The organism is Mycolicibacter sinensis, from assembly GCF_001667945.1.
Taxonomy (GTDB): Bacteria; Actinomycetota; Actinomycetes; order Mycobacteriales; family Mycobacteriaceae; genus Mycobacterium; species Mycobacterium sinense_B.
This window is the reverse complement of record NZ_LZJK01000154.1, coordinates 15,041-39,427: the sequence shown is the minus strand read 5'-3', so window position 1 is coordinate 39,427 and position 24,387 is coordinate 15,041. Positions and strand designations below refer to the sequence as shown.

General features: G+C 67.4%; 24 protein-coding genes. 12 read left to right on the top strand and 12 right to left on the bottom strand.

What is annotated here, in order from left to right; translation table 11 throughout:
- Positions 1 to 118: 118 nt before the first annotated feature.
- The 9 genes from A5694_RS20200 to A5694_RS20160 all read right to left on the bottom strand — a co-directional run bounded on the left by A5694_RS20200 (position 119) and on the right by A5694_RS20160 (position 8,044).
- Positions 119 to 1,369, bottom strand: a complete 1,251-nt coding sequence (locus tag A5694_RS20200) for a cytochrome P450 (RefSeq protein ID WP_419179716.1) — start codon at positions 1,367 to 1,369, stop codon at positions 119 to 121.
- 68 nt (positions 1,370 to 1,437) lie between these two features.
- The gene (locus A5694_RS20195; RefSeq protein WP_064924089.1) at positions 1,438 to 2,178 is read right to left on the bottom strand and encodes a glucose 1-dehydrogenase; all 741 of its coding nucleotides are present in this window, start codon (positions 2,176 to 2,178) and stop codon (positions 1,438 to 1,440) included.
- A gap of 8 nt (positions 2,179 to 2,186) precedes the next feature.
- The gene (locus A5694_RS20190; protein ID WP_064924088.1) at positions 2,187 to 3,275 is read right to left on the bottom strand and encodes an NAD(P)H-dependent amine dehydrogenase family protein; all 1,089 of its coding nucleotides are present in this window, start codon (positions 3,273 to 3,275) and stop codon (positions 2,187 to 2,189) included.
- A 26-nt stretch (positions 3,276 to 3,301) separates the two neighbouring features.
- Positions 3,302 to 3,853: a hypothetical protein gene (locus A5694_RS20185; RefSeq protein WP_064924087.1), complete on the bottom strand. Its 552-nt coding sequence runs from the start codon at positions 3,851 to 3,853 to the stop codon at positions 3,302 to 3,304.
- Positions 3,854 to 3,856: 3 nt separating this feature from the next.
- Positions 3,857 to 4,063, bottom strand: a complete 207-nt coding sequence (locus tag A5694_RS20180; RefSeq protein ID WP_064924086.1) for a ferredoxin — start codon at positions 4,061 to 4,063, stop codon at positions 3,857 to 3,859.
- A 14-nt stretch (positions 4,064 to 4,077) separates the two neighbouring features.
- Positions 4,078 to 5,433 carry a cytochrome P450 gene (locus A5694_RS20175; RefSeq protein ID WP_064924085.1) on the bottom strand — a complete coding sequence of 452 codons (1,356 nt, stop codon included), beginning with the start codon at positions 5,431 to 5,433 and terminating at the stop codon, positions 4,078 to 4,080.
- Complete coding sequence (locus tag A5694_RS20170) at positions 5,430 to 6,260, bottom strand: SDR family oxidoreductase (RefSeq protein WP_064924084.1); 831 nt, start codon at positions 6,258 to 6,260, stop codon at positions 5,430 to 5,432. The genes A5694_RS20175 and A5694_RS20170 overlap by 4 nt, the downstream gene beginning before the upstream one ends.
- On the bottom strand, positions 6,261 to 7,478 hold the full coding sequence (locus tag A5694_RS20165; RefSeq protein ID WP_064924083.1) for a cytochrome P450: 1,218 nt from the start codon (positions 7,476 to 7,478) through the stop codon (positions 6,261 to 6,263). It abuts the gene before it with no gap.
- Positions 7,475 to 8,044: a TetR family transcriptional regulator gene (locus A5694_RS20160; protein ID WP_419179718.1), complete on the bottom strand. Its 570-nt coding sequence runs from the start codon at positions 8,042 to 8,044 to the stop codon at positions 7,475 to 7,477. The genes A5694_RS20165 and A5694_RS20160 overlap by 4 nt, the downstream gene beginning before the upstream one ends.
- A gap of 196 nt (positions 8,045 to 8,240) precedes the next feature.
- Here A5694_RS20160 and A5694_RS20155 point away from each other — a divergent pair, with 196 nt between their 5' ends.
- The 9 genes from A5694_RS20155 to A5694_RS20115 are packed head-to-tail and all read left to right on the top strand — an operon-like array spanning position 8,241 to position 15,651.
- On the top strand, positions 8,241 to 9,707 hold the full coding sequence (locus A5694_RS20155) for an aldehyde dehydrogenase (protein WP_064924081.1): 1,467 nt from the start codon (positions 8,241 to 8,243) through the stop codon (positions 9,705 to 9,707).
- Between the two features lie 24 nt (positions 9,708 to 9,731).
- Positions 9,732 to 10,484, top strand: a complete 753-nt coding sequence (locus A5694_RS20150; protein ID WP_109535776.1) for an SDR family oxidoreductase — start codon at positions 9,732 to 9,734, stop codon at positions 10,482 to 10,484.
- Positions 10,481 to 11,344 carry an NAD(P)-dependent oxidoreductase gene (locus A5694_RS20145; RefSeq protein ID WP_064924079.1) on the top strand — a complete coding sequence of 288 codons (864 nt, stop codon included), beginning with the start codon at positions 10,481 to 10,483 and terminating at the stop codon, positions 11,342 to 11,344. The genes A5694_RS20150 and A5694_RS20145 overlap by 4 nt, the downstream gene beginning before the upstream one ends.
- 10 nt (positions 11,345 to 11,354) lie before the next feature.
- Complete coding sequence (locus A5694_RS20140; protein WP_064924078.1) at positions 11,355 to 11,780, top strand: carboxymuconolactone decarboxylase family protein; 426 nt, start codon at positions 11,355 to 11,357, stop codon at positions 11,778 to 11,780.
- Between the two features lie 16 nt (positions 11,781 to 11,796).
- Positions 11,797 to 12,549 (top strand): enoyl-CoA hydratase/isomerase family protein, encoded by a 753-nt coding sequence (locus A5694_RS20135; protein WP_064924077.1) that lies wholly within the window; start codon positions 11,797 to 11,799, stop codon positions 12,547 to 12,549.
- Positions 12,546 to 13,436, top strand: a complete 891-nt coding sequence (locus A5694_RS20130) for an SDR family NAD(P)-dependent oxidoreductase (RefSeq protein ID WP_064924076.1) — start codon at positions 12,546 to 12,548, stop codon at positions 13,434 to 13,436. The genes A5694_RS20135 and A5694_RS20130 overlap by 4 nt, the downstream gene beginning before the upstream one ends.
- 19 nt (positions 13,437 to 13,455) lie before the next feature.
- On the top strand, positions 13,456 to 13,722 hold the full coding sequence (locus A5694_RS20125) for a HepT-like ribonuclease domain-containing protein (protein WP_064924075.1): 267 nt from the start codon (positions 13,456 to 13,458) through the stop codon (positions 13,720 to 13,722).
- A gap of 12 nt (positions 13,723 to 13,734) precedes the next feature.
- Positions 13,735 to 15,003: a phosphoribosylamine--glycine ligase gene (purD, locus tag A5694_RS20120; protein WP_064924074.1), complete on the top strand. Its 1,269-nt coding sequence runs from the start codon at positions 13,735 to 13,737 to the stop codon at positions 15,001 to 15,003.
- Positions 15,004 to 15,057: 54 nt separating this feature from the next.
- On the top strand, positions 15,058 to 15,651 hold the full coding sequence (locus A5694_RS20115; RefSeq protein WP_125224805.1) for a hypothetical protein: 594 nt from the start codon (positions 15,058 to 15,060) through the stop codon (positions 15,649 to 15,651).
- Between the two features lie 18 nt (positions 15,652 to 15,669).
- On the opposite strand, the gene A5694_RS20110 is transcribed toward A5694_RS20115, so the two are convergent.
- The 3 genes from A5694_RS20110 to A5694_RS20100 form a co-directional block, all read right to left on the bottom strand.
- Positions 15,670 to 17,634, bottom strand: a complete 1,965-nt coding sequence (locus tag A5694_RS20110; RefSeq protein ID WP_064924072.1) for a hypothetical protein — start codon at positions 17,632 to 17,634, stop codon at positions 15,670 to 15,672.
- A 38-nt stretch (positions 17,635 to 17,672) separates the two neighbouring features.
- Positions 17,673 to 19,466, bottom strand: coding sequence for a hypothetical protein (locus tag A5694_RS20105; protein WP_125224806.1), 1,794 nt, complete (start codon positions 19,464 to 19,466; stop codon positions 17,673 to 17,675).
- Positions 19,467 to 19,730: 264 nt separating this feature from the next.
- Positions 19,731 to 20,567: an alpha/beta hydrolase-fold protein gene (locus A5694_RS20100; protein ID WP_064924070.1), complete on the bottom strand. Its 837-nt coding sequence runs from the start codon at positions 20,565 to 20,567 to the stop codon at positions 19,731 to 19,733.
- Between the two features lie 78 nt (positions 20,568 to 20,645).
- Here A5694_RS20100 and A5694_RS20095 point away from each other — a divergent pair, with 78 nt between their 5' ends.
- The 3 genes from A5694_RS20095 (at position 20,646) to pntB (ending at position 24,380) form a co-directional block, all read left to right on the top strand.
- Complete coding sequence (locus A5694_RS20095; protein WP_064924069.1) at positions 20,646 to 21,275, top strand: TetR/AcrR family transcriptional regulator; 630 nt, start codon at positions 20,646 to 20,648, stop codon at positions 21,273 to 21,275.
- A gap of 117 nt (positions 21,276 to 21,392) precedes the next feature.
- Complete coding sequence (locus tag A5694_RS20090) at positions 21,393 to 22,916, top strand: Re/Si-specific NAD(P)(+) transhydrogenase subunit alpha (protein WP_064924068.1); 1,524 nt, start codon at positions 21,393 to 21,395, stop codon at positions 22,914 to 22,916.
- A 42-nt stretch (positions 22,917 to 22,958) separates the two neighbouring features.
- Positions 22,959 to 24,380: a Re/Si-specific NAD(P)(+) transhydrogenase subunit beta gene (gene pntB / locus A5694_RS20085; protein ID WP_064924067.1), complete on the top strand. Its 1,422-nt coding sequence runs from the start codon at positions 22,959 to 22,961 to the stop codon at positions 24,378 to 24,380.
- The last annotated feature ends 7 nt before the right edge of the window (positions 24,381 to 24,387 follow it).

Here is a 24,387-nt window from a genome sequence, read left to right as displayed (position 1 = left end):
TCCGGCTAGAGAACGGCCCCGGGCCTGGCTCGGGACGTCGGGCAGCCCACTCGTGGCAGCCTATAGCCGACCACCACCTCGCGGGAAGGTTCTGTTCGAATCGCGCGCATCGCCGCCGTCAGCCGTGGTAGGAGACCTGCAGTTCTTTGACACCGTTGATCCAGCCGGAGCGGAGTCGTTGCGGCTCGGCCAGTTTGGCAATATCGGGCAGCTGGGTGGCGATCTCGTCGAACATCAACCGGATCTCCATGCGGGCCAGGTTGGCGCCGATGCAGTAGTGCGTGCCCTGCCCGCCGAACGCCAGATGCGGATTGGGGTCGCGCCGGATGTCGAAGTCGAACGGCCGGTCGAAGACCTCTTCGTCGTAGTTGGCCGAGCTGTAGAACAGGCCGACCCGCTGTCCCCGCGCGATGGCCACGCCGCCGACCTCGGTGTCGACCTTCGCGGTGCGCTGGAAGCAGTGCACCGGGGTGGCCCACCGGACGATCTCGTCGACGGCGGTCTCCGGGCGTTCGCGCTTGTAGAGCTCCCACTGGTCCGGGTTCTCCGCGAACGCGTTGATGCCGTGGGTGATGGCGTTGCGGGTGGTCTCGTTGCCCGCCACCGCCAACAGGATCACGAAGAACGCGAACTCGGTCTCGCCGAGGGATTCGCCGTCGATGTCGGCCTGCACCAAGCGCGTGACGATGTCGTCAGCCGGACAGCGCCGCCGCTCCTCGGCCATGGTGTAGGCGTAGCCCATCAACTCGGCGTTGGCCATCGCCGGATCGGAGTCGAAATCCGGGTCGTCGGTGTTCATGATCGAGTTGGTCCATGCAAACAGCTTCTCCCGGTCGGCCTCGGGAACCCCGATCAAGTCGGCGATCGCCAACAGCGGCAGCTTCATCGCGATGTCGTCGACGAAGTTGCCGCTGTCCTTCTCGGCGGCGGCGGCAACGATGTCGCGGGCCGAACGCGCGAGCTTGTCCTCCAGCGCGCCGACCGATCGCGGGGTGAACAACCGTGACACCAGCTTGCGCAGCCGGGTGTGCTCGGGTGGGTCATGGTTGATCAGCAGCGCCTTGGTCAGCTCCAGCTGGTCGGCGGTGATGCCGTCGGGCAGCCGCATCACCGCGCCCTTGGCGTTGGTCGACCACACCTCATTGTCGCGCGAGATCTCTTTGATGTGTTGGTGTTTGCTGACGACCCAGTAGCCGCCGTCATCGAAGATGTTGCTGTGCGCGGGTTGTTCGTTCCACCAGACCGGCGCGGTCTTACGCAGTTGGGCGAACTCGGCGATCGGCATGCCGTGCAGCAGGACATCCGGGTCGGTGAAGTCGAAACCCGGGCCGAACGGACAGCCTGATTGCGTTGATGTCAAGACGAACACCTCTGATTGTCGCGGGGCGCCGAGCCGGCGCCGGGCATACACATCATGTCCATGTGTATGACCTAGTGTCAACCGGTCTTGTGCGGAACGTCGGTGACCAGACCGCCGTCCATGACGAACTCCGAGCCGGTGGCGTAGGAGGATTCGTCGCTGGCCAGAAACACCACGAAGGTGGAGACCTCCTCGGATTCGCCGGGTCGGCCGAGCGGGATCGTGACCATGTCTTCGGGCAGGTGCTCGGTCATCGGGGTGCGGATGAACCCGGGATGCAGTGAATTGACCCGAATGTTGTGACGCGCCAGTTCAAGTGCGGCGGATTTGGACAGCCCGCGCACCGCCCACTTCGACGCCACGTAGGGGTGCACCATCGGTGCCCCGCGCAGGCCCTCGATCGAGGATACGTTGATGATGGATCCGCCGCCCGCCGCGATCATCGAGTCGATCACCGCGCGCATGCCCAGAAAGGTGCCGTTGAGGTTGACGTCGATCACGTTGTGCCACTGGTCCAGATCGAACTTGCGCAGCGACCCCAACGCGACGGTCCCGGCATTATTGACCAATACGTTCAGCTTGCCGAACCCGCTGACCGCGGCCGCCACGGCGGCGGCCCACTGCTCGGGGTCGCGGACGTCGAGGTGTACGTAGGCCGCGGCGTCGCCGAGTTCGCCGGCCAGCGCGGCGCCCTCGTCATCGAGTACGTCGCCGATGACCACTTTGGCGCCTTCGTCGACCAGCATCCGGGCGTGGGACGCGCCCATCCCGCGCGCGCCGCCACTGATCAGAACGACTTTTCCGTCCACACGTCCCATAGTTGTGCTCAGCCTTTCGGTGATTCGGTGGTTAGCTGCACGCCACGGGCGGCCAGCGGTAGATCAAGTGTGGTGACGATGCCGGCCGGCGCCGCGACTACGGCGGGCACGGCGTTGACGACCCGGCCCACCCCGGCGGCGATCGCCGCGTAGTTGTGGTCGCCGTGGCGGCTGGTCGGGCGGATGTCGACCGCATACGACGGCTCGCCGGTGATCTCCACCCGATAGCAGCCACCCGGTTGGGAAGGCTGCGCCCAGTCCGGCCGCAGGTCGCTGCGCAGCCGGGTGACGTGCTCCACCACGATCAGCGGGTGCCCGTCGACGATGCCGCGGATCTCGAATTTGAGTGCGGCGACGCCGCCCTTGGGGATATGCCCGGCGGCGATGTCGAATGCCTCCGGCGCCGGCTCCCGCTCGCACGAGTCGGTGATGGCATCCAGGGTGACGCCCAACCCGGTGGCGAGTTCGCGGATCGCGGCGCCCCACGCGATGCTCAAGATGCCGGGCTGGAGCAGCATCGGGACGTCGTCGAGTGAACTCCCGAAGCCCATCACGTCGAACATGACCTCGGCGCCGTCGTAGGTCGCGTAGTCGGCGATCTCCAGGCAGCGGATCTGCTCCACGCGCTGGCACGTGCTGGCGAACGCCAAGGGCACCAGGTCATTGATGAAGCCGGGATCTACCCCGTTGACGTAGACACTCGAATTGCCTTGCCGGGCGGCGTCTTCGACGGGGCCGATGAACTTGTCCGGGATGACGCCCCAGGGATACTGCAGGACACCGGGAGCCGTCCCGATGACGTTGACCCCGGCGGCGAGCAGCCGGCAGACGTCCCGCAGCGCACCGGGCAGCCGGGTATCACCCATGGCGCAGTAGACCGCGGCGTCGGGTTTGGCGGCGATGATCGCATCGAAGTCGTCGGTGGCGGCGATTCCGGTGTGCACCTCGAGGCCGGCCAGGTCACCGGCGTCTCGGCCCACCTTGGCGGCCGTTGAGACCCACACCCCGGTGAGCTCGTAGGCGGGATTGCTGATCAGGCTCCGCAGGGCGATGCGCCCCGCATTACCGGTGCCGATCAGAGCGACGCGTATGGCCACGTGTTCTCCTGGGTGTCCGCGGTGGGCTACCAGAGCGGAACGGGCGACTGGCCCAGCGGGTAGTAGCCGGGAATCTTCTCGCCGGCCATACTGCGTTCGATGCGCTTCTGCATGCCCGCCGACAGCTTGCCCGCCTTGATCAGTTCCATGTAGAGCGCTGAGACGTGGCCGAAGTCGAAGAAGTCGCGCTGCCAGTTGAACTTGCCGTTGCCGGCGTAACGGAACCAGCTGCCGCCGATCCCGTAGATCTCGCGCACGTCGTCGGCTGCTTCACCTATTTTGGCGACCTGCTTCCAGAAGCCGACCACCTCGCCCTGCCGGTCGTCGATGATCACCTTCTGGTAGGGGTAGGTCCAGCCGTGCAGTCCGTCCATCTCCTGGCCCAGGGCGATGTCGCGGATCTCGTCGATGCCGACGCACATGACGTCTTCCTTGGGGCCGATGTTCCAGCCGTAGGTCGCGTCATCGGTGTAGAAGGCGGCCAGATTGCGCCAGTCGCCGGCCTTTTCGGCTTCGCGGTTGGCCTGCAACCAGCGTTCGACGACATCTTCGAGTTCTTCGCGGGGGAACGACGGCATCTCTCAATCCTTCTTCTCGTGAATGGACAACGCTCTGGTGGGGCAGGCCCGTACGGCCTCTTCGACCTGGCGGCGGTCGTCATCCGGCGGTTCGCCGTTGAGGATCTCGACCTTGCCGCGTTTGGGCACCCGGAAATAGTCGGGTGCCTCCAGCTCGCACATCGCGTGGCCCTGGCACAGATCCAAGTCGACTTTGACGTGAAATGTCATGGGCACCGGCCTCCTTATGCGCTACGGCGGCGGTAGCGCACCTTGGCCGGCCGGGCCAGCTGCACCACCATCTTGGAATGGTCGTTGCGGTAGGTCTCCGGTGGCTGCGACATCTCGAAGTCATACTCGCGCAGCAGAACCGAGAAGATCGCCTTGATCTGCATGGTGGCGAACGCCGCGCCCACACAACGGTGCCGGCCGGCCCCGAACGGAATCCAGGTCCAGCGGTGGATGACGTCTTCCTCACGCGGCTCGTTGTAGCGTTCCGGCACGAACTCGTTCGGCTCCGGGAACGATTCCGGGATCCGGTTGGAGACCGCCGGTGAGGCCGCCACCATGTCGCCGGAGTGGATCGGGTAGCCGCAGACCTCGAACTCGCCTTTGGCCATGCGCATCAGGATGATCAGCGGCGGGTGCAGTCGCAGAGTCTCCTTGAGCACGTTCTCCAGATTCGGAATCTGGCGCAGGGCATGGAAACTCACCTCACCGCCGTCGGCGTAGAGCTCGTCGAGCTCCTTTTGCACCGCGGCGAGGGCGTCGGGGTGGCGCAGCATCTCGATCAGTGTCCACGCCGAGGTTCCGGAGCTGGTGTGGTGCCCGGCGAACATGATCGAGATGATGATCCCGGTGATCTCATCGGCGGAGAACCGCGGGTTGCCGTCCTCGTCGGGGATCGAGACCATGACATCGATCATGTCGCGGCGCTTCTTGTCGGTCTCCGGATTGGCGATCCGGCCGTTCATGATGCCCTGCACCAGTTCGACCAGCTTGACGCGGGCCTCGTCACGGCGCCGGAAGCTCTCGATCGGCAGGTACGGGTCGACGTAGCACAGCGGGTCGGTACCGCGTTCGAGTTCGTAGTACAGCTCGGCGAACCGGTGGTCGAGTTCCTCGCGGAACTTTCGCCCGATCAGGCAGGCCGTCGAGGTGTAGATGGTCAGCTCGGCGAAGAACTCCAGTAAGTCGATCTCGCCTTCGTCGCCCCAGTCGGCGATCATCTGGCGCACTTCGTGCTCGATGGTGCTGGCGTGGCTCTTCATGTGGTCGCCGCGAAGGGCGGTGTTGTGCAGCATCTCCGCGCGCCGTTCCGGTGGCGCGTCGAATACCACGCCGTTGCCGAAGATCGGCGTCATGAACGGGTAGGCGGCGGCCTGGTCGAGTTCGTCGTCGGTGGATCGAAAGAAGAACTCGTTGGCTTCGGCGCCGGTGAGCAGCACCACTTTGCGGCCGGCCAGATCGAACCAGCCGACATCTCCGCATTCGTCGCGGACCCGCTGCATCAAGCCGATCGGGTCGGTGCGGAACTCTTCGAGGTGGCCGTGCTCGGCTTCACCACCGGAGACCCGCGGAACCTTAGTCGTGACGGTCATGATTTCGGCATTCCTTCCTCGCCCAATTGCAGGTGCTGGCGGTCGGAGGCGGTGTCGTGCAGCGGGGCCTCCGGCTGCACCTCCATGTCGACGATGTGTGCGCCGCGAGGAGTTTCGGCGACGAACGCGATGGCGCGAGCCAGGTCTTGTGGCCGAAGAAAGTAGCTGTGCCGAGCCTGTCCCCACTTGGCCCAGTCCTCCAGCATCGGCCCCACCTGCTCGGCCGACAGCTTCCAGCCCATCTCGGTCAGAGTCGGACCGGGGTGCACGATTGAAGCCCGAACCCCGGTGCCCTCCAACTCCATCCGCATGTTGTTCACCATGGCAACCAGCGCGGATTTGGCAGCGCCGTAGGCGCCCATGTGTGGGCGCTGCTGCAGTGCGACATCGGAGCCGACGAAGATCACGTCGCCGCGGCGGCGGGCCACCATGTCGGGCACCACTGCGGTGGCGAGCCGGTTGGCGCCGATCAGGTGAACCTGGATCTGGTCGTTGAACGCCTCGGTGCTCATCTCGTGGATACGGCCCGGGAACATGTCGCCGGCGCCCGAGACCAGCAGCTCGATCTCACCGAGAGCCTCGATACTCTGCGCCACAAACGATTTGACGGAATCGGCGTCGGTGACATCCAGCGGGAACGCAACCGCTTCACCGCCGTCGTCGCGGATCTTGGCGACCAGATCGGCGAGTTTGTCGGTGCGTCGGGCACCGAGCGCCACCGGGAATCCGCGGCTCGCCAGCTCTTCCGCGGTGGCCGCACCGATACCGGAAGACGCGCCGGCGACGATGGCGGGCCGGCGGGCCGGAGGTGGATCGAAACGTGGCATTTACGCCTCCTTGATGGTGATCGGGAGGTCGGCGAAGCCCCGCACGTTGGAGGAATGCACCCGCACGGCGTTGGCCTCATCGACCTGGTAGTCACTGATCCGGTTGAGCAGTTCCTCGAGCGCCACCCGGGCCTCCATCCGGGCCAGGTGCGCTCCGAGGCAGAAGTGGGCGCCGCTGCCGAAACTGAGCAGCTTGGAGCCGATGTCGCGGCCGATCCGGAATTCGTCGGGGTCGTCGAAGACCCGTTCGTCGCGGTTTCCGGAGCCGGGCAACAGCAGTACCACCGAATCAGCGGGGATGGTGGTGCCGTGCAGGGTGTAATCCTGCGCGGCGGTGCGTGCCAGGATCTGGCTGGGCGTGTCATAGCGCAGCGTCTCCTCCACCCACAGCGGGATCCGGGAGCGGTCGGCGAACACCAAAGCCAGCTGGTCGCGGTTGCGGTGGCCCCAGTAGACCGAGCTGCCCAGCAGCTTGGTGGTGGTCTCGTTGCCGGCGATCACCATCAGGAACAGGAACGCCAGGATCTCCTGGTCGCCCAAGCGGTCCCCGTCGACCTCGGTCTCCAGCAGCGCCGAGGTCAGATTGTCGGCCGGGTTCTTCTTGAAGTCGGCGATCATCTCGGTGTAGTAGGTCATCAGATCCACCGACGCCTGAATCGCCGACGGCGGGACGTCGGTCACCCCGTCCTCGCGGTGCAGCACCCCATCGGCGAGTTCCCGGATCCGCGCCCGGTCGGCCTCGGGAACCCCCATCAGCTCGGAGATGACGTCCATCGGCAGCTTGCCGGCGAAATCGTTGATGAAGTCGAACGAACAGGTGCCGTCGGAGCCGGGCTGGATCGCGGCGTCGAGATGCTGACGCGCCAGCCGCACCACCTGCGGTTCGAGCTCGCGGATCCGGCGCGGGGTGAAGCCCTTGGACACCAGGGTGCGAAGCCGCAGATGCTGCGGATCGTCCATCGCCAGAAACGACATCACCAGCTGGGCATGTGGGCCGCGGGAGACCGGGTCCAGTGAGACACCGTCGCGGTTGGACAGCGCCTCGCTGTTGCGGAACCCGTGCAGCACATCGGTGTGCCGCGAGATCGCCCAGAAGTTCAGCTCTTCGTTGTGATACACCGGGGCTTCGTCGCGTAGCCGCCGGTAGTACGGGAACGGGTCCTCATGGAAGTCGTAGTCGTAGGGGTTGAGGACCGGCGGCGCGGTCTGAAGACTCATCGCGATGCTCCTGCTTCGAGGATCAGGCTGACCACGTAGGCCAGCCGATCGGTGATCTGGTGGTAGGTGACGGCGCCGCTGCCGGCATTGACCAGGGCGCCGAAGAACGTCATCTCCAAAGCCGAGACGGTCCGCGGATCTGCGCCCGGGCCGATCGCCGAGGTGATGCGACGGTGGATCTCCGCGCCGATCCGGTCGCGCACCGTGCGGACCGCTGGGTCGCCGCTGCCGCTGAGCAGCGCCGCCGTGCAGGCCGCGGCGACCTCGGGCTCGTCGGCGACCACCAGCGCCAGGTGCCGCAGCGCCTGGTTGACCCGACTCGGCATCGGCTCGTTGACGTCGGTGAAGTAGGGCACCTGACGGACCAGATCCAGGTAGACCTCGGCGATCAGGTGGTTCTTCGACGAGAAGTAGGTGTAGGCGGTTGCCGGAGCGACCTTGGCCCGTGCGGCGACCGCGCGGACGGTCAAGTCCGCATATGACTTCTCCCGCAACATCTCGACGCCGGCGGTCAGCACTTTGCGGAAGGTCTCCTCCTGGCGACGATTGCGGGGCGCGCCGTTCATCGATGTGACGGCTGCCACCGATTCACTGGACACCTGTCCAACGTAACTGAAGGTGGTTTGGTTAGGCAAGTCCGCTGGGGGAGAACGGTTTCTCGCCTTCCGGGTTGCGGTCCCGGCAAGTCTGCGGTTAGGGTTCCACCCAGCGATAACGGACAAGTGTCCAATTTGGCCGGGGCACCAAGCGTGGGAGTGACTGATGGCGCTGATTGACGGCACGAGCCGACTGCTCATCGACGGAAAGCTGACCTCCGGCGGGGCCGGCGGCTTCGCCACGGTCAACCCGGCCACCGAGGAGGTGCTCGGCGAGGCGGCCAACGCGGACGCCGCCGACATGGACCGCGCCATCGACGCGGCACGGCGGGCTTTCGACGACACCGACTGGTCGACCAACACCGAGCTGCGGGTGCGCTGCATACGCCAGCTGCGTGACGTGCTGCGCGAGCACGTCGAAGAGCTCCGGGAGCTGACCATCGCCGAGGTCGGTGCCCCGCGGATGCTCACCGCCGGCGCGCAGCTCGAAGGCCCGATCGCTGACCTCGGGTTCGCCGCGGACACCGCCGAAAGCTACGAATGGACCCAGGATCTCGGCCATGCCACCCCGCTGGGCATTCCCACCCGGCGCTCGGTGGTGCGCGAGGCGGTCGGCGTCGTCGGCGCCATCACCCCGTGGAACTTCCCGCACCAGATCAACCTGGCCAAGCTCGGCCCGGCGCTGGCCGCCGGCAACACGATAGTGCTCAAGCCCGCACCGGATACCCCGTGGGTCGCCGCGGTGCTCGGAGACTTGATCGCCGAGCACACCGACATCCCGCCCGGCGTGGTCAACATCGTCACCTCCACCGACCACACCCTGGGTGCGATGCTCGCAGGAGACCCTCGGGTGGACATGGTCTCGTTCACCGGGTCAACGGCCACCGGCCGCAGCGTGATGGCGGATGCGGCCGCGACCATCAAGAAGGTCTTCTTGGAGCTGGGCGGCAAATCCGCCTTCGTGGTGCTCGACGATGCCGATCTGGCCGGGGCCTGCTCGGTGGCCGGGTTCTCGGTCTGCCTGCACGCCGGGCAGGGCTGCGCGATCACCACCCGGCTGGTGGTGCCGCGGGCCCGCTACGACGAGGCGGTCGCCATCGCCGCCGGCACCATGGGCTCGATCAAGCCGGGTGATCCCACCAAGCCCGGAACGGTCTGCGGCCCGGTCATCTCGGCGCGCCAGCGTGACCGGGTGCAAAGCTACCTGGATCTGGCGCTGGCCGAGGGCGGTGAATTCGCCTGCGGTGGTGGGCGCCCGGCCGACCAGCCCGCCGGCTTCTTCATCGAACCCACCGTGATCGCCGGGCTGACCAACGACGCTCGGGTGGCCCGCGAAGAGATCTTCGGCCCGGTGCTCACCGTGATCGCCCACGACGGCGACGACGACGCGGTGCGCATCGCCAACGACTCGCCCTACGGGTTGTCGGCAACGGTCTACGGTGCAGACGCCGACCGGGCCGCCCGGGTAGCGGCCCGGCTTCGTGCCGGCACCGTCAACGTCAACGGCGGGGTCTGGTACTCCGCGGACATGCCGTTCGGCGGATACAAGCAGTCCGGCAACGGCCGGGAGATGGGTGTGGCCGGGTTCGAGGAGTACCTGGAAATCAAAGCCATTGCGACAGCGGCGAACTGACGAGCAACAAGGGAGATGCAGCAGATGGGGCAATTCGACGACAAGGTGGCCATCGTCACCGGTTCCGGTGGCGGGATCGGCCAGGCATATGCCCAGGCGTTGGCCGCGCAGGGGGCCGCGGTGGTGGTCGCCGACATCAATACTGACGGTGCGCAGAGCGTGGCCAAGCAGATCGTCGCCGACGGCGGCAAGGCGATCGCGGTGCGCGTCGACGTCTCCGATCCCGAGTCGGCGCAGGCCATGGCGGATGCCGCGGTGGCCGAGTTCGGCGGGATCGACTATCTGGTCAACAACGCCGCGATCTTCGGCGGCATGAAGCTCGACGGTCTGCTGACCGTGCCGTGGGACTACTACGAGAAGTTCATGCGGGTGAATCTGGACGGCGCGCTGATCTGTACCCGCGCGGTCTACGAGCACATGACCAAGCGCGGTGGCGGTGCCATCGTCAACCAGTCCTCCACCGCCGCATGGGTCTACTCGAATTTCTACGGGCTGGCCAAGGTGGGCATCAACGGCTTGACCCAGCAGCTCTCCCGCGAACTGGGCTGGCGCAACATCCGGATCAACGCGATCGCGCCCGGCCCGATCGACACCGAGGCCAACCGGACCACCACCCCGCAGGCCATCGTCAAGCAGATGGTGCAGCAGCTGCCGCTGGCCCGGATGGGCACGCCCGAAGACCTGGTTCCGATGTGCCTGTTCCTGCTGTCGGATTCGGCATCGTGGATCACCGGGCAGATCTTCAATGTCGACGGCGGACAGATCATCCGGTCATGAACACAACTGATGCGCAACCCCGCCTCGGCTACATCGGGCTGGGGAACATGGGCGCACCGATGGCCAAGCGTCTTCTCGATTGGCCCGGCGGCGTAACGGTATTCGACCTGAGGGCCGAGGCGATGACGCCGCTCGCCGAGGCCGGGGCTGGCGCCGCCCACAGCGTCGCCGACGTCGGGGCGAGCGCCGACATCATCAGCGTCACGGTGCTCGACGACGCCCAGGTCCGCGAGGTGGTCGCCGAACTGGCGGCTCATGCCAAACCCGGCACCGTCATCGCGATCCACTCCACGATCGCCGACACCACGGCCGCCGAGCTGGCCGAGCAGCTCAAGCCGCAGGGTCTCCACGTCATCGACGCACCGGTCAGCGGTGGCGCCGGAGCCGCCGACCAGGGCCAGTTGGCCACCATGGTCGGGGCCGAGCGCAGCGTCTACGAACAGGTCAAGCCGGCGTTCAAGTGCTGGGCGTCGCTGGTCATCCACGCCGGTGAGCCCGGTGCCGGTACCCGAATGAAGCTGGCGCGCAACATGTTGACCTTCACCGGCTACGCCGCGGCCGGAGAGGCCATGAAACTGGCCGAAGCAGCCGGGCTGGATCTGCAGGCGCTGGGCCGCGTGGTGCGGCACACCGATGCGCTCACCGGCGGGCCGGGGGCGATCATGCTGCTCGACTCGACGGCACCCCTGGCCGAAGACCACTTCCTGCGCGACGCGTTCACCCACACCCGCGGGCTCGGGGAGAAAGACCTCAGCCTGGCACTGGGGCTGGGGCGGGCCACCGGCGTGGACCTTCCGCTTGCCCAGGTGGCGCTGGCCGAACTCGCCGCCGGCCTGGGCGTGCCGCATACCGACGACTAGGAGAGATCTGATGGACGAACTGCGCCGCACCGGCCTGGCCAAGATGAACGAGGTCTACGCCTGGGAGATGCCGGACATGCCCGGCGACTACTTCGCGCTCACCGCCGACCACCTGTTCGGCCGGATCTGGACCCGACCCGGACTCTCCATGCGCGACAAGCGATTGATGACCTTGTCGGTGGTGACCGCCCTCGGACTCAAAGACCTGGCCGAGATCCAGGTCAATGCCGCGCTGCACAACTCCGAACTGACCGAGGACGAGCTGCGCGAGCTGCCGATCTTTTTGACCCACTACGTCGGCTTCCCGCTCGGTTCGGTGCTCAACGGCGTGGTCGAACAGGTGATCGCCAAGCGCCGCAAGGCGGCCGCCGCGGGCAAGCCCGAAGACAAGAAGGCCAACGTCGACGCCGCGCTCGGCAAACACGGCACCGCGTGAGAGGCACCAGAGCAGCATGACACTGGAGATCACCACCGCCGGGCGAGTGCGGACCTTGACGCTGGCCCGGCCCGATGCGCTCAACGCCTTCAACGAGGCGCTCTACGACGCCACCACCGAGGCGCTGCTGCAAGCAGCCGCGGATCCCGAGGTGGCGGTCGTGGTGCTCACCGGCACCGGGCGGGCCTTCAGCGCCGGCACCGACCTCAAGGAGATGCAGGCGCGCGTCACCGCAACGGATTTCACCCCGGGCCGACACGGCTTCCTGGGGCTGATCGACGCGCTCGCCGCGTTCCCCAAACCGTTGATCTGTGCGGTCAACGGACTCGGCATCGGGATCGGCGCCACGATTCTCGGATACGCCGACTTGGCATTCATGTCCGCGACCGCGCGGCTGATGTGCCCGTTCACCAGCCTCGGTGTCGCGCCCGAGGCGGCGTCGTCGTATCTGCTGCCGCAATTGGTGGGTCGCCAGAACGCCGCATGGCTGCTGATGTCCTCGGAGTGGATCACCGCCCAGCAGGCCCTCGAGATGGGACTGGTCTGGAAGGTCTGCGAGCCTGAAGACCTGATGCCGCAGGCGCTGCGGCACGCCGAGATCCTCGCGGCGCGCCCGCTGGCCAGCCTGATGGCGGTCAAACAGGCCATCACCGCACCGACGCTTCCCGACGTGGCGGCCGCCCGCGAGCGGGAGAACGCCTTCTTCGCCGAGCTCATGGGCGCCGGCGCCAACGCCGAAGCGCTGGCGGCCTTCACCTCGACGCCGTGACCGACGAAACCTTGCTCGCCGCAAGGGGAGCCGTCGTGGTCGGGGGCAGTCGGGGCATCGGCCGGGCTGTCGCCGAAGCTCTGGCGGCGTGCGGCGCCGGAGTGGTGGTCAACGGGCGGGACCCGGCTGCGGTGGACAGCGCCGTCGAGGCGATCACCGGCTCGGGCGGACGAGCCATCGGCGTGGCCGGCGCCGCCGGCGACGAGGCGACCGCCGCGGCGCTCATGGCGGCCTGCCGCGACGAGTACGGCAGCGTCGACGTTCTCATCAATTGCGCCGGGGTCGCCGAACCCCCCGGCTCCTCGATCCTGTCGATATCCGGCGCGGAATTCTCCGAACTGCTCGACGCTCACCTCGGCACGGTCTTCCACACCTGCCGGGCCGCCGCCCCGATCATGGCTGAGCAGCGACGCGGGTCGATCGTCAACAGCGGTTCGGCTGCCTTCCTGGGCGACTACGGCGGCACCGGATACCCGGCCGGCAAAGGGGCGATCAACGCGTTGACGCTGGCGATCGCGGCCGAGCTCGCCGAGTACGGCGTACGAGCCAACGTCATCTGCCCCGGTGCGAAGACCCGACTGTCGACCGGCGCCGACTACGAACAACACATCCGCGACCTGCACGCCCGGGGCCTGCTGGACGAGTTCACCATGGCCGCGTCGCTGGACCCGGCGCCGGCCGGCTATGTGGCCCCGCTGTATGCCTACCTGGCCAGTGACCTGGCAGCCGGCGTGACCGGATCGGTGTTCCTGGCCTCCGGGGGCTTCGTCGGCCGATTCGACCGTCCCGTTCCCGCGGTGCTGGGCTACCGCGATCACCACGGCTCTTCGCCGTGGTCCATCACCGACCTGCACGCCATGGTGGCGGGTAAGCGGAAAGACCAGTAGCCGACACATATCAAACGATATGACGGACGACACGGCCGAGGTGCGAGACATAGGCCCTGCGGCGGGACTGACCCAGGACGAGTTAGCGCTGCGCTCCGGCGTCGCGCAACCCAACATCGCAGCGTACACCCGCAATATCGCCCACCGGTACGAGCAAATCGACTACGAGATCATCTGGAACGCGCTGGTGCACCGGCTACCTGCCGAAGCCGACCAGGTCCGCCGCATCCTCGACGGTGATGCGCCTGAACTAGGCTCCGTGGTCAGCGGCGAAGATGACGAGTGAGGAGCGGAGCCTGTGCGCGTTCTGGTGATCGGTTCCGGTGCGCGCGAGCACGCCTTGCTGCGGGCCCTTCGCAATGATCCGAAGGTCGACCACCTGGTGATCGCCCCCGGCAACGCCGGCACCGCGGCGGTGGCCGAGCAGCGTGACGTCGACATCACCTCCGGTCCGGCGGTCACCGCCCTGGCCCGCGAGGTCGAGGCCGACCTGGTGGTGATCGGGCCGGAAGTGCCGCTGGTGCTGGGCGTCGCCGACGCGGTACGTGCCGCCGGCATCGCCTGTTTCGGGCCGTCGAAAGACGCCGCCCGCATCGAAGGCTCCAAGGCGTTCGCCAAGGACGTGATGGCCGCAGCGGGCGTGCGCACTGCCCGCTCGGAGATCGTCGACAACCCCGCCGACCTGGATGCCGCGCTGAGCCGGTTCGGCCCGGACGCCGGCGAGGCGGCCTGGGTGGTCAAGGACGACGGGCTGGCCGCCGGCAAGGGCGTGGTGGTGACTCCCGATCGGGCTGCGGCACGCGCCCACGCTGCCGGGCTGCTCGATGCCGGGCACCCGGTGCTGCTGGAATCATTTCTCGATGGGCCCGAACTCTCGCTGTTCTGCGTTGTCGACGGCGAGACCGTGGTGCCGTTGTTGCCGGCACAGGACTTCAAACGCGTCGGCGACGGCGACAGCGGCCCCAACACCGGCGGTATGGGGGCCTATGCCCCGCTGCCGTGGCTGTCCCGGGAGGCCGCGGCGGGCATCGTCGCCGACATCGTCAAGCCGGTCGCGGCCGAACTGGTGCGCCGGGGCAGCCGGTTCGCCGGGCTGCTGTACGCCGGTCTGGCGATGACGTCGACCGGGCCGGCGGTGGTGGAATTCAACTGTCGCTTCGGCGACCCGGAGACCCAGGCGGTGCTGGCCCTGTTGGAGTCGCCGCTGGGGCAGTTGCTGTACGCCGCGGCCACCGGCGGACTCGGTGAATTCGGTGCGCTGCGCTGGCGAGACGGCGCGGCGGTCACCGTCGTGCTGGCCGCCGAGAACTATCCGGGCCGGCCTCGGGTCGGCGACGTGATCGTGGGCGCCGACGGCGACGACGTGTTGCACGCCGGGACCACCCACCGCGACGACGGGGCGGTGGTGTCCTCCGGCGGCCGGGTGCTGTCGGTGGTGGGCACCGGCGACGACCTGGCCGCGGCTCGCGCGGCCGCCTACCGGACGCTCGGCTCGATTCGCTTGCCAGGAAGCCACTTCCGCACCGATATCGGATTGGCCGCCGCCGAAGGCAAGATTCGGATCTAACCGGCCACACCGACCCCGGCCGTGACGGCCACGCCGACGGTAGGATTGCTCAGTATGTCTGACGAAAGCCAGCCGGACTCCGTGGAGTCGGCCCCCCAGGAAACCTCGACCGACCACGCGGAAGTTGCGAAAAGCCCGGCGGGCAAAGCGAAAAGACCATCGGACAAGGCGCCGGTGAGATCGGGCTGGCGGCCGTTGGCGACGGCGGCGGCGGTGGCGCTGGTCGCCGGGGCCCTCGGCGGTGCGGCGGTGGCCACCTGGTGGCACCCGGGAACCGGAACGTCGGCCAAGTCCGGCCAGCATGCCCACGAGGCGACAAAGGACGTGTGCGCCGCAGCAGTCCTCGCGCGTCAGGCGGTGGCCAACAATATGCACCTGAAGAACCCGGACCCCCAGAACCCGGTTGCCCAACTCGCGGTGGCCGCCAACGCGCGGTTGTCGCTGACTGCGGGTGCCGCATACCTGCGGGGCCGGCTGGAAGCCAACCCGGCCGCTCCGCACGAGGTCGTGAACGCTGCCCGCGCGATGGCCAGCGAACTTGAGCACCTGAACCTCAGTTACCTTGTCGGGCAACCTAATTCGGATCGGGAGCAGCTGGGGCGCGATCTCGACGCGCGGATCGCGGAACTGGGCAAGCTCTGCCAGTAACCGCCCCGGGCGTCCCGGTCAGAACCAGGTGCCCGGGTCGAAGAGGTCGAAGCTGGCCGCGGCGGCGCCGGCGACGTCGATGCCCGACACCGCATCGCCCGCGTCAAGCGGTGCGACGGCATCGAACATGCTGAACATGCTCGACAGGTCGATGTTGCCGAACGGCGTGATCAACGTGTCGGTGATGCTCGCTGCGCCCGTGCCGTCGGCGTTCGGGATGGCCTCGTAGACGTTGGTGAAGCCCCAGAGGTCGGTGACGCTGTAGACCGTGCCCAGCGTCGGCAGGTCGGCAAGCTGCGCGTCGCTCAGACCGGAGGCGGCGTCGACCGAGGTGACGGTGAACTGAGTGGTCTCGATCCCAAGAATGTTCGACATGTTCTCGCCGAAACTGACCGTGCCCAGGGCGGCACCGCTGTCGTCGTACACCGAGATGCCGTCCTGGGTAGGCAGGAATGCCCCCAGTGCGTTGACGCCGGCAATCTGCAGCAGCGGTGCGATACCGAACAGCGGATAGCTGGCATCGGTGCTGAACCCGTCGGCGCCCGGGTCGAAGGTGGTGCCGCCGATGGTGAACGCGTTGTCGCTCAGGGCGGCGCTGTCAGACGTCGCGGCGAGTGCCCCCAGCGGCGCAGCCGGATCCAGCGGTGCGGTCGCGTCAAAGGTCGTCGGAATATTGAGGTTGCCGAACGGGGTGACCAAGGTGTCGGTGATGGTGGCCGGCGCGCCGTCGGTTCCCGGGGCGGCTTCGTAGACGTTGGCGAAGCCACCGCCGAGGTCGGTGACGCTGTAGACCGTCCCGACGGTGGGCAGGTCGGCAAGGCTGATGTTGTTGAGCACGCTGGCGATTTCATCGTTGGTGATGCCGCTGCCGGCGAGGTTGAGGTCGCTGGGCAGAAGAGAGACGAGAACGTCATTGCTGGTGATCTCGCCGGTGCCGTAGTGCAGGACCGCGCTGTTGGCGGCTAAGGCATTCGCCAGGTCTTCTGCGGTGAAATCGGCACCGCTGAAGTCGAGGTTGGCGGCCAGGGCGCTTTCGAGTGCGGAGCTGGCCGGGGCGATGGCGCCGACGGTGAACTGTGTGCTGTCGATCCCCAGCACGTCGGAGTACCAGAGAAAGCTGTGGATGGTGCCGGCGTCGGCGCCGTTGGCGTACACCGTGAATTCCTGATCCGCTTGGGTACCTTCCAGGCCGCCACCGGAGATATTGATGGCGCTGGCTTGCAAACTCAGCAGCGGCGCAAAGCTGGACAAGGACAGCCGTGTCGGGAGGTCGATGCCGTCGCCGCCCGGGTCGAAGGTGGTGCCGCCGATGGTGAACGCGTTGTCGCTGAGCCCGCTGACGCCCGACGTGTTGCCGAGGGCCTCCAGGGGGGCGCCCGGGTCCAGCGGTGCGATGGCGTCATAGGGGGTCGGTAGGTCGAAGTTGCCGAACGGAGTCACGAACGTGTTGGTGATGCTGGACGCGGCCGTGCCGTCGGCGTTGGGCACGGCCACGTAGACGTTCGCGAATCCGCCGCCGAAGTTGGTGATGCTGTACACCGTGCCGTCGGTGGGCAGCTCGGCGGCTTGAGCGGCGGTCAGGCCGTCGGCCGCAGTGCTGCTGGTGACGGTGAACTGCGCGGTGACGATGCCCAGGAGATTCTGAACGTTGGTCGAGGTCAGCAAGGTGCCGAGCGTTTCACCGCTGCTGTCCTCGATGGTGAACTGCTGCGACCCGAGGCTGAAGAGACCCAGCAGGCTGTCGCTGCCGAGCGAGAGCAGCGGGGCGTTGGCGAACATCGGGGTGAGGGCTTCATACCCGTCGGTCTGCGTGCCGGTCAGCGCGTCGATCGCCACCGGGTCGGTGAAGCTGATATCGCCGATGGTGAAGCCGGCGTTGGATCCGCTGTCAGCGACCGCGACCGCCGCGTGCAGAAACGCTGCGGTCAGCAGCCCGCCACCGGCTGTGGCGGCAACGGCGGCCGCTTGGACACGTCGATTCATCGACACATACCTTTCAATCTGTTAGCGGGGACCGAACGTCAGAACCAGCTGCTCGGGTCGAAGAGGTCGAAACTGCCTGCGGCCGTTGACATTGCCTCGTCGAGACCGGTGAAGGCGTCGCCCGGGTCGAGCGGGTTGGCTGCGTTGAACATGTCGAACAGCGAACTCAGGTCGACGTTGCCGAACGGGGTGACCAGGGTGTCGGTGATGGTGCCGTCTTCGCCGGGGGTGGCGATGTAGATGTTCTGCCAACCGCCGCCGAAGTTGAGGACGTCGTAGACCGTTCCCTTCGCCGGCAGCAACGCGTCCTCCACACCGCCTGCGGCCGTGATGCTTTGGACGGTGAACTCGGTGTTGGCAAACCCCACCAGATTCGAGACGTTCACGCTGGCCCTGATGGTTCCGAGGTCGGCGTCGTCGGTCCCGCCGTAGATGGTGAAGTCTTGCGGCGCAAAGTTGATCGGCGTGGAGTCACCGAGACCGACGGTGGCGCCGCCGAGGCTCAGCAGCGGCGCGGCGCCGAGCAGCGCCGGGATGACGTGGAAGCCCTCGGTCATGGTGTCACCCGACCCGGTGAACGGGTCGAAGACGTAGCCTCCCAGGCTGAAGGCGTCGTCGCCCAGGCTGCTGTCGGCCACATGCAGGCCGGTGAAGGCGTCGCCCGGGTCGAGCGGGTTGGCGGCGTTGAAGCCGCCGAACAGCGAACTCAGGTCGATGTTGCCGAACGGGGTCACCAGGGTGTCGTGAACGGTGCCGTGCGTGACGGTGCCGTCTTCGGCGACGACGTCCGGGGTGGCGGTGTAGACGTTGGCCCAGCCGTTGCCGAGGTTGAACGCGTCGTAGACCGATCCCAGCACCGGCAGCTTTTCGGCGTCCACCCCGTCGGCCGCGGTGACACCCTGGACGATGAACTGCGTGTTGGTCATGCCCAACAGGTTCGTCACGTCCACCGCCGTCTTGACGCTGCCGAGCTCGGTGGCCTCCGATCCGGTGCCGCTGTAGACCTCGAAGTCTTGGGGAGCGAAGGCTTGCGGCTGGGCCTCGGGGAACGACGTACTGAGGGTCAATTGGCCGCCGCCGAGGTTCAACAGCGGCGGGATGCTGGCGAGGGAGTCCACCGGGGTGAAACCGTCGGTCACGGTGCCGTCGGTCCCGGTGCTGAACGGGTTGAAGGTGAAGCCGCCGATAGTGAAGGCGTCGTCGCCGATGCTGCTGTCGCCGGCCTGCAGCGCGGCGAAGGCGTCGCCGGGCTGCAGCGGGTTGGCGGCGTTCATGCCGGCGAACAGCGCGCTCAGATCGGTGTTGCCGAACGGGGTCACCAGCGTGTCGGTGACGGTTCCGTGCTCGCCGGGGGTCGCGACGTAGACGTTGTAGAAGCCGCCGCCCAGGTTGAGCACGTCGTAGACCGTTCCCTCCACCGGTAGCTGCGAGGCGTCGACGCCGTCGGCGGCGGTGCTGCTCAGCACGGTGAACGCGGTGTTGTGCAGGCCAAGCAGGGTCGAGACGGTCTCGTTGGTGTCGACGGTGCCGAGCGACGTGGTTCCGTTGTAGAGATCGAAGCTCTGCGGGGCGAGGTTCAGGATGCCGAGAGCCTTGCCGCCACCGAGCCCCAGCAGCGGCGGAGCCAGGTTGAGTGGTCCCACCAGGTCGAAGCCCTCGGTCTGGGTGCCGGTGCTGTCGGTGGTGAAGGGGTCGAAGGTGGTGCCGTCGATGGTGAAGGCGTCCGCACCGGGCGCGGCGGTAGCGACTGCGGCTTGCAGGAATGCTGCAGTCAGGAGTCCGCCACCCGCGGTGGCGGCAACAGCGACCGCCTGCATCCGTCGATTCGTCATCACAGTCTTCCAATCTGTTCGTGCCGGGCCCAGAAACAGGTGAGTTACTTATGAGTACGCTTGCGAATTTACGCCGAGTGTTCTTCGTCACACAAGGGATTTGCCACCAGTAAACCGGCCAAATGACTCCAAAAGACCGGAAAATGCGGCGGAATTGCGGACTGATTGGCGAATTCACGGGACGGTTCGACTGGATTACGGAACCCCGACAGGCGTTCTTGACTCCGTAACCTGAGAAATGCCCAATTCAGGTGGACTCGGGGCTCAGGCCGCCAGGAGTGGGGCGATCCAGGTCAACTCGGCCGGAAGTTGGGCACTCCAGAACGACCCATCGTGGCCGCCGGGGGAGAACCCGCCTGCCGGAGGATGGGGCAGCTGATCGATGAAGGCCTGGGTCGCCGACGAGAACGGATCAGAGGTTCCACAGTCCACCCGGATCGGGATCGACGCGTGAGCCGGCATCCCGAAGACCGAGTTAGCTGCGAAGTCCGTCGCGCCGTCGAACGCCCCGGGTGCGGTGGCGCCGGGCGACAGCCACAGTGCCGGGCTTACTGCGCAGATCGCCGCCGTCCGGCGTGCACCGAGGCGGCCCCCGAGCAGCAGTGCGCCATATCCGCCCATCGACCAGCCGATGAACGCTACCCGGGACGTGTCCAGGCCCTGGTCGGCCAGCAGCGGCAGCAACTCGTCGGTCACCATCGCGCCGGAGTCCTCCCCGGTGGCGCGCCGGTGCCAGTAGCTGCCGCCGCCGTCGACGGCCACCACCGCGAACGGCGGCAGCCCGGCCGCGACCGCCTCGGCCAGTCCCTGCTCCACGCCGCCGGCCATCACCGTCGCGGCGTCGCTGCCTTTGCCGTGCAACGCGATCAGCGGACGCAGTGGCTCGGTCTGTCCCGGTGGACGGGCGATCGCCCAGTTGGTGGTGATGCCGCCGCGCGCCGCAGACGGGAATGAGCCGGTTGTCATCGTTGGAAGCGCCGGGGTGGCCCGCGCGGGCCGAGCGCTGAGCAGCTCGCCCGCTCCCCAGGAAGAGAAAGCCCCCACCGCCGCCCCGAGGCGCAGCGCCGCCCGTCGGCTCAACTCCGGCATGGCGGTCATCATGCCAGCGGGGGCCGTTTGTGCGAAAAGGCGGAAACCCATGATGCGGCGATAGCTGTGCTGGCAGCATCTCTAGGCGTGATGACAGCGGTCACGCCCAAGGGGGAGCGCCGGCGGTATGCGCTGATCAGCGCGGCCGCCGAGCTCTTACGTGAGGGCGGGTTCGAGGCGGTGCGGCACCGCGCGGTGGCGCAGCGCGCAGGTCTCCCCTTGGCGTCGACTACCTACTACTTCTCCTCCCTGGACGACCTGATCGCCAGTGCGGTCGAACATATCGGGATGTTGGAGGTCGCCCAGTTGCGCGCCCGCATCGCCGGGCTGTCGCGGCGGCGGCGTAGCGCCGAGACCACCGCTGACATGCTGGTGGATCTGTTGGTGGGGTCGCAAGAGAACCCGGGCAACGGCCCGCAACTCACCGAGCAGCTCATCTCCCGGTATGAGCGGTCCATCATCTGCGCCCGGCAGCCCGCCCTGCGCGAAATCCAGCGCCGCATCCTGCACCAGCGGTCCGACGCCGTCACCGAAGCCGTCGAACGTTCCGGGCGGGTCGCCCGGGTGGAGATGGCATACGCCCTGGTCTGCCTCGTCGACGGGGCGGTGATGGCGGCCCTGGTCGATGATCGCCAGGGCCCGCGGACCGTTGCCCGCGCGGCGGTCATCGATGTCATCGACCTGCTCGCGCCGTTGGACCAACGCGCCGTGTCAGCCTGAGAAGCTCACACGGTATGCTGCGGCGACCCCTTTGTCGCCAGTTTGCTACTGGCGGGTAACCGAGGGTGTCAACACGCCTAGAAACGCCTACGAGAAGCGAATGCGGAGAGCTACGGCATGAATATCGGTGTCCTATCCGAGGCGCAGCCCGGGGAGACGCGTGTGTCGGCGACGCCGGCGACGGTCGCGCAGTTGACCAAGCTCGGTTACGACGTGGTGGTCGATGCCGGCGCCGGTGAGGCGTCGTCGTTCACCGACCAAGCGTATGTCGACGCCGGCGCGACCATCGGCGACGCCCGCGCCGCTGACATCGTCTTCGGGGTCAACGCACCCTCGACCGAGCAGCTGGACGGGATGAAGCCGGGCGCGACGCTGATCAGCCTGCTGGCGCCGGCGCTCAACCCGGACCGGGTGGAGGATCTGGCCCGCCGGCCGATCACGGCGCTGTCGATGGACGCGGTGCCCCGGATTTCGCGGGCGCAGTCACTGGACGTGCTGAGCTCGATGGCCAACATCGCCGGCTACCGCGCCGTGGTGGAGGCCGCCCATGTCTTCGGCCGCTTCTTCACCGGTCAGGTGACCGCCGCCGGCAAGGTGCCGCCGGCCAAGGTGCTGGTGGTCGGTGCCGGGGTGGCCGGGCTGGCCGCGATCGGTGCGGCCGGCAGCCTGGGGGCGATCGTGCGCGCCACCGACCCGCGTCCGGAGGTGGCCGACCAGGTCAAATCGCTCGGCGGGGAATACCTGTCGATCGAGGACCCCGAGGCGGAGGTCTCGGCGACCGGCTACGCCAAGGAGATGGGCGACGACTACAAGGCTCGGGAAGCGGAGCTCTATTCCGAGCAGTGCAAAGACGTCGACATCATCATCACCACCGCGCTCATTCCGGGTAAGCCCGCGCCGCGGATCATCACTGCCGAGATGGTGGCGTCGATGAAGCCGGGCAGCGTGATCGTGGACATGGCCGCGGCCAACGGCGGCAACGTCGAGGGCACGGTCGCCGACCAGGCGATCGTCACCGACAACGGGGTGACGATCATCGGCTACACCGATCTCGCCGGGCGGCTGCCCGCGCAGGCCTCGCAGCTCTACGGCACCAACCTGGTCAACCTGATGAAGTTGATGACGCCGGGCAAGGACGGCCAGCTGGTGCTCGACTTCGACGACGTGGTGCAGCGGTCGATGACTGTGGTGCGCGACGGTGAATCGACGTGGCCGCCCCCGCCGGTGCAGGTCTCGGCCGCGCCGGCCAAGGCCGCCGAGGTCCCGGTGGCCGCGCCGGCGTCGAAGGCGCCGATGTCGCCCGCGCGCCGGCTGGGATTGGTGGTCTCGGCGGCGGCGGTGTTGTTCGCGCTGGTGGCATTGGCGCCCGCGGCGTTGCAGGTGCACCTGACGGTGTTCGCGCTGGCGATTGTGATCGGCTACTACGTGATCGGGCATGTGCACCACGCGCTGCACACGCCGCTGATGTCGGTGACCAATGCCATCTCGGGAATCATCGTGGTCGGTGCGCTGCTGCAGATCGGCCACGACGACCCGGCGATCACGGCGCTGGCGGCCGCGGCGATCCTGCTGGCCAGCATCAACATCTTCGGTGGTTTCGCGGTGACCCGCCGCATGCTGGCCATGTTCTCCCGCAGCTAGAGCCTGCCCAAGACGCCTGAAAAGTTGGAGTAGACCCCGCTTATGTTCTCTGTTGACACCGCCGCCTCGGCGGCATACATCGTCGCGGCGCTGTTGTTCATCCTGGCGCTGGCCGGGCTGAGCAAGCACGAAACATCCAAGGCCGGCAACAGTTTCGGCATCGTTGGCATGGCGGTGGCGCTGGCAGCGACGATTGCCTTGGCCGTGCATCACGGCATCGGGACGGTCGGGCTGGCATTGTTGATCGGGGCCACCGTGGTGGGCGCGGCGATCGGGCTGTGGCGGGCGAAGGTGGTCGAGATGACCGGCATGCCCGAGCTGATCGCACTGCTGCACTCCTTCGTCGGTCTGGCCGCCGTGCTGGTCGGCTGGAACGGCTACCTGCACGTCGAGAACCGCCCGTGTGGTTCGGCGGCCCGGGAACTGGCCGCCTCGGGGATGTTCGGCATCCACTCCGCCGAGGTGTTCATCGGGGTGTTCATCGGTGCGGTCACCTTCACCGGTTCGATCGTGGCCAACCTCAAGCTGTCGGCGCGGATGAAGTCCAACCCGCTGATGCTGCCCGGCAAGAACTTCCTCAACGTCGGCGCCGTGGTGGCGTTCGTCGCGCTGACGGTGTGGTTCGTGTACTCACCGCAGCTGTGGCTGCTGATCGTGGTCACCGTGCTGGCGCTGGCGCTGGGCTGGCACCTGGTGGCCTCCATCGGCGGCGGCGACATGCCGGTGGTGGTCTCGATGCTCAACAGCTACTCCGGTTGGGCCGCGGCGGCGTCGGGCTTCCTGCTCTCCAACGACCTGCTGATCATCACCGGCGCGCTGGTCGGCTCCTCGGGTGCCTACCTGTCCTACATCATGTGCAAGGCGATGAACCGGTCGTTCATCTCGGTGATCGCCGGCGGGTTCGGGATCGAGGCCGGCCCCTCGGACGACAAGGACTACGGCGAGCACCGCGAGATCACCGCCGAAGGGGTCGCCGAGCTGCTGGCCGGCGCCGACTCGGTGATCATCACCCCGGGCTACGGGATGGCCGTCGCGCAGGCCCAGTACGGTGTCGCCGAACTCACCCGCAAACTGCGCGAGCGCGGCATCAACGTGCGCTTCGGCATCCACCCGGTCGCCGGCCGGTTGCCCGGCCACATGAATGTGCTGCTGGCCGAGGCCAAGGTGCCCTACGACATCGTGCTGGAGATGGACGAGATCAACGATGACTTCGACGACACGTCCGTCGTCCTGGTGATCGGCGCCAACGACACCGTCAACCCCGCTGCCGCCGAAGACCCGTCCAGCCCGATCGCGGGTATGCCGGTGCTGACCGTCTGGGAAGCCGACAACGTGATCGTCTTCAAGCGCTCCATGGCATCCGGCTACGCCGGCGTGCAGAACCCGCTGTTCTTCCGGCAGAACTCGGCCATGTTGTTCGGCGACGCCAAGGACCGGGTCGAGGACATCCTGCACGCGCTCTAGGCTGATT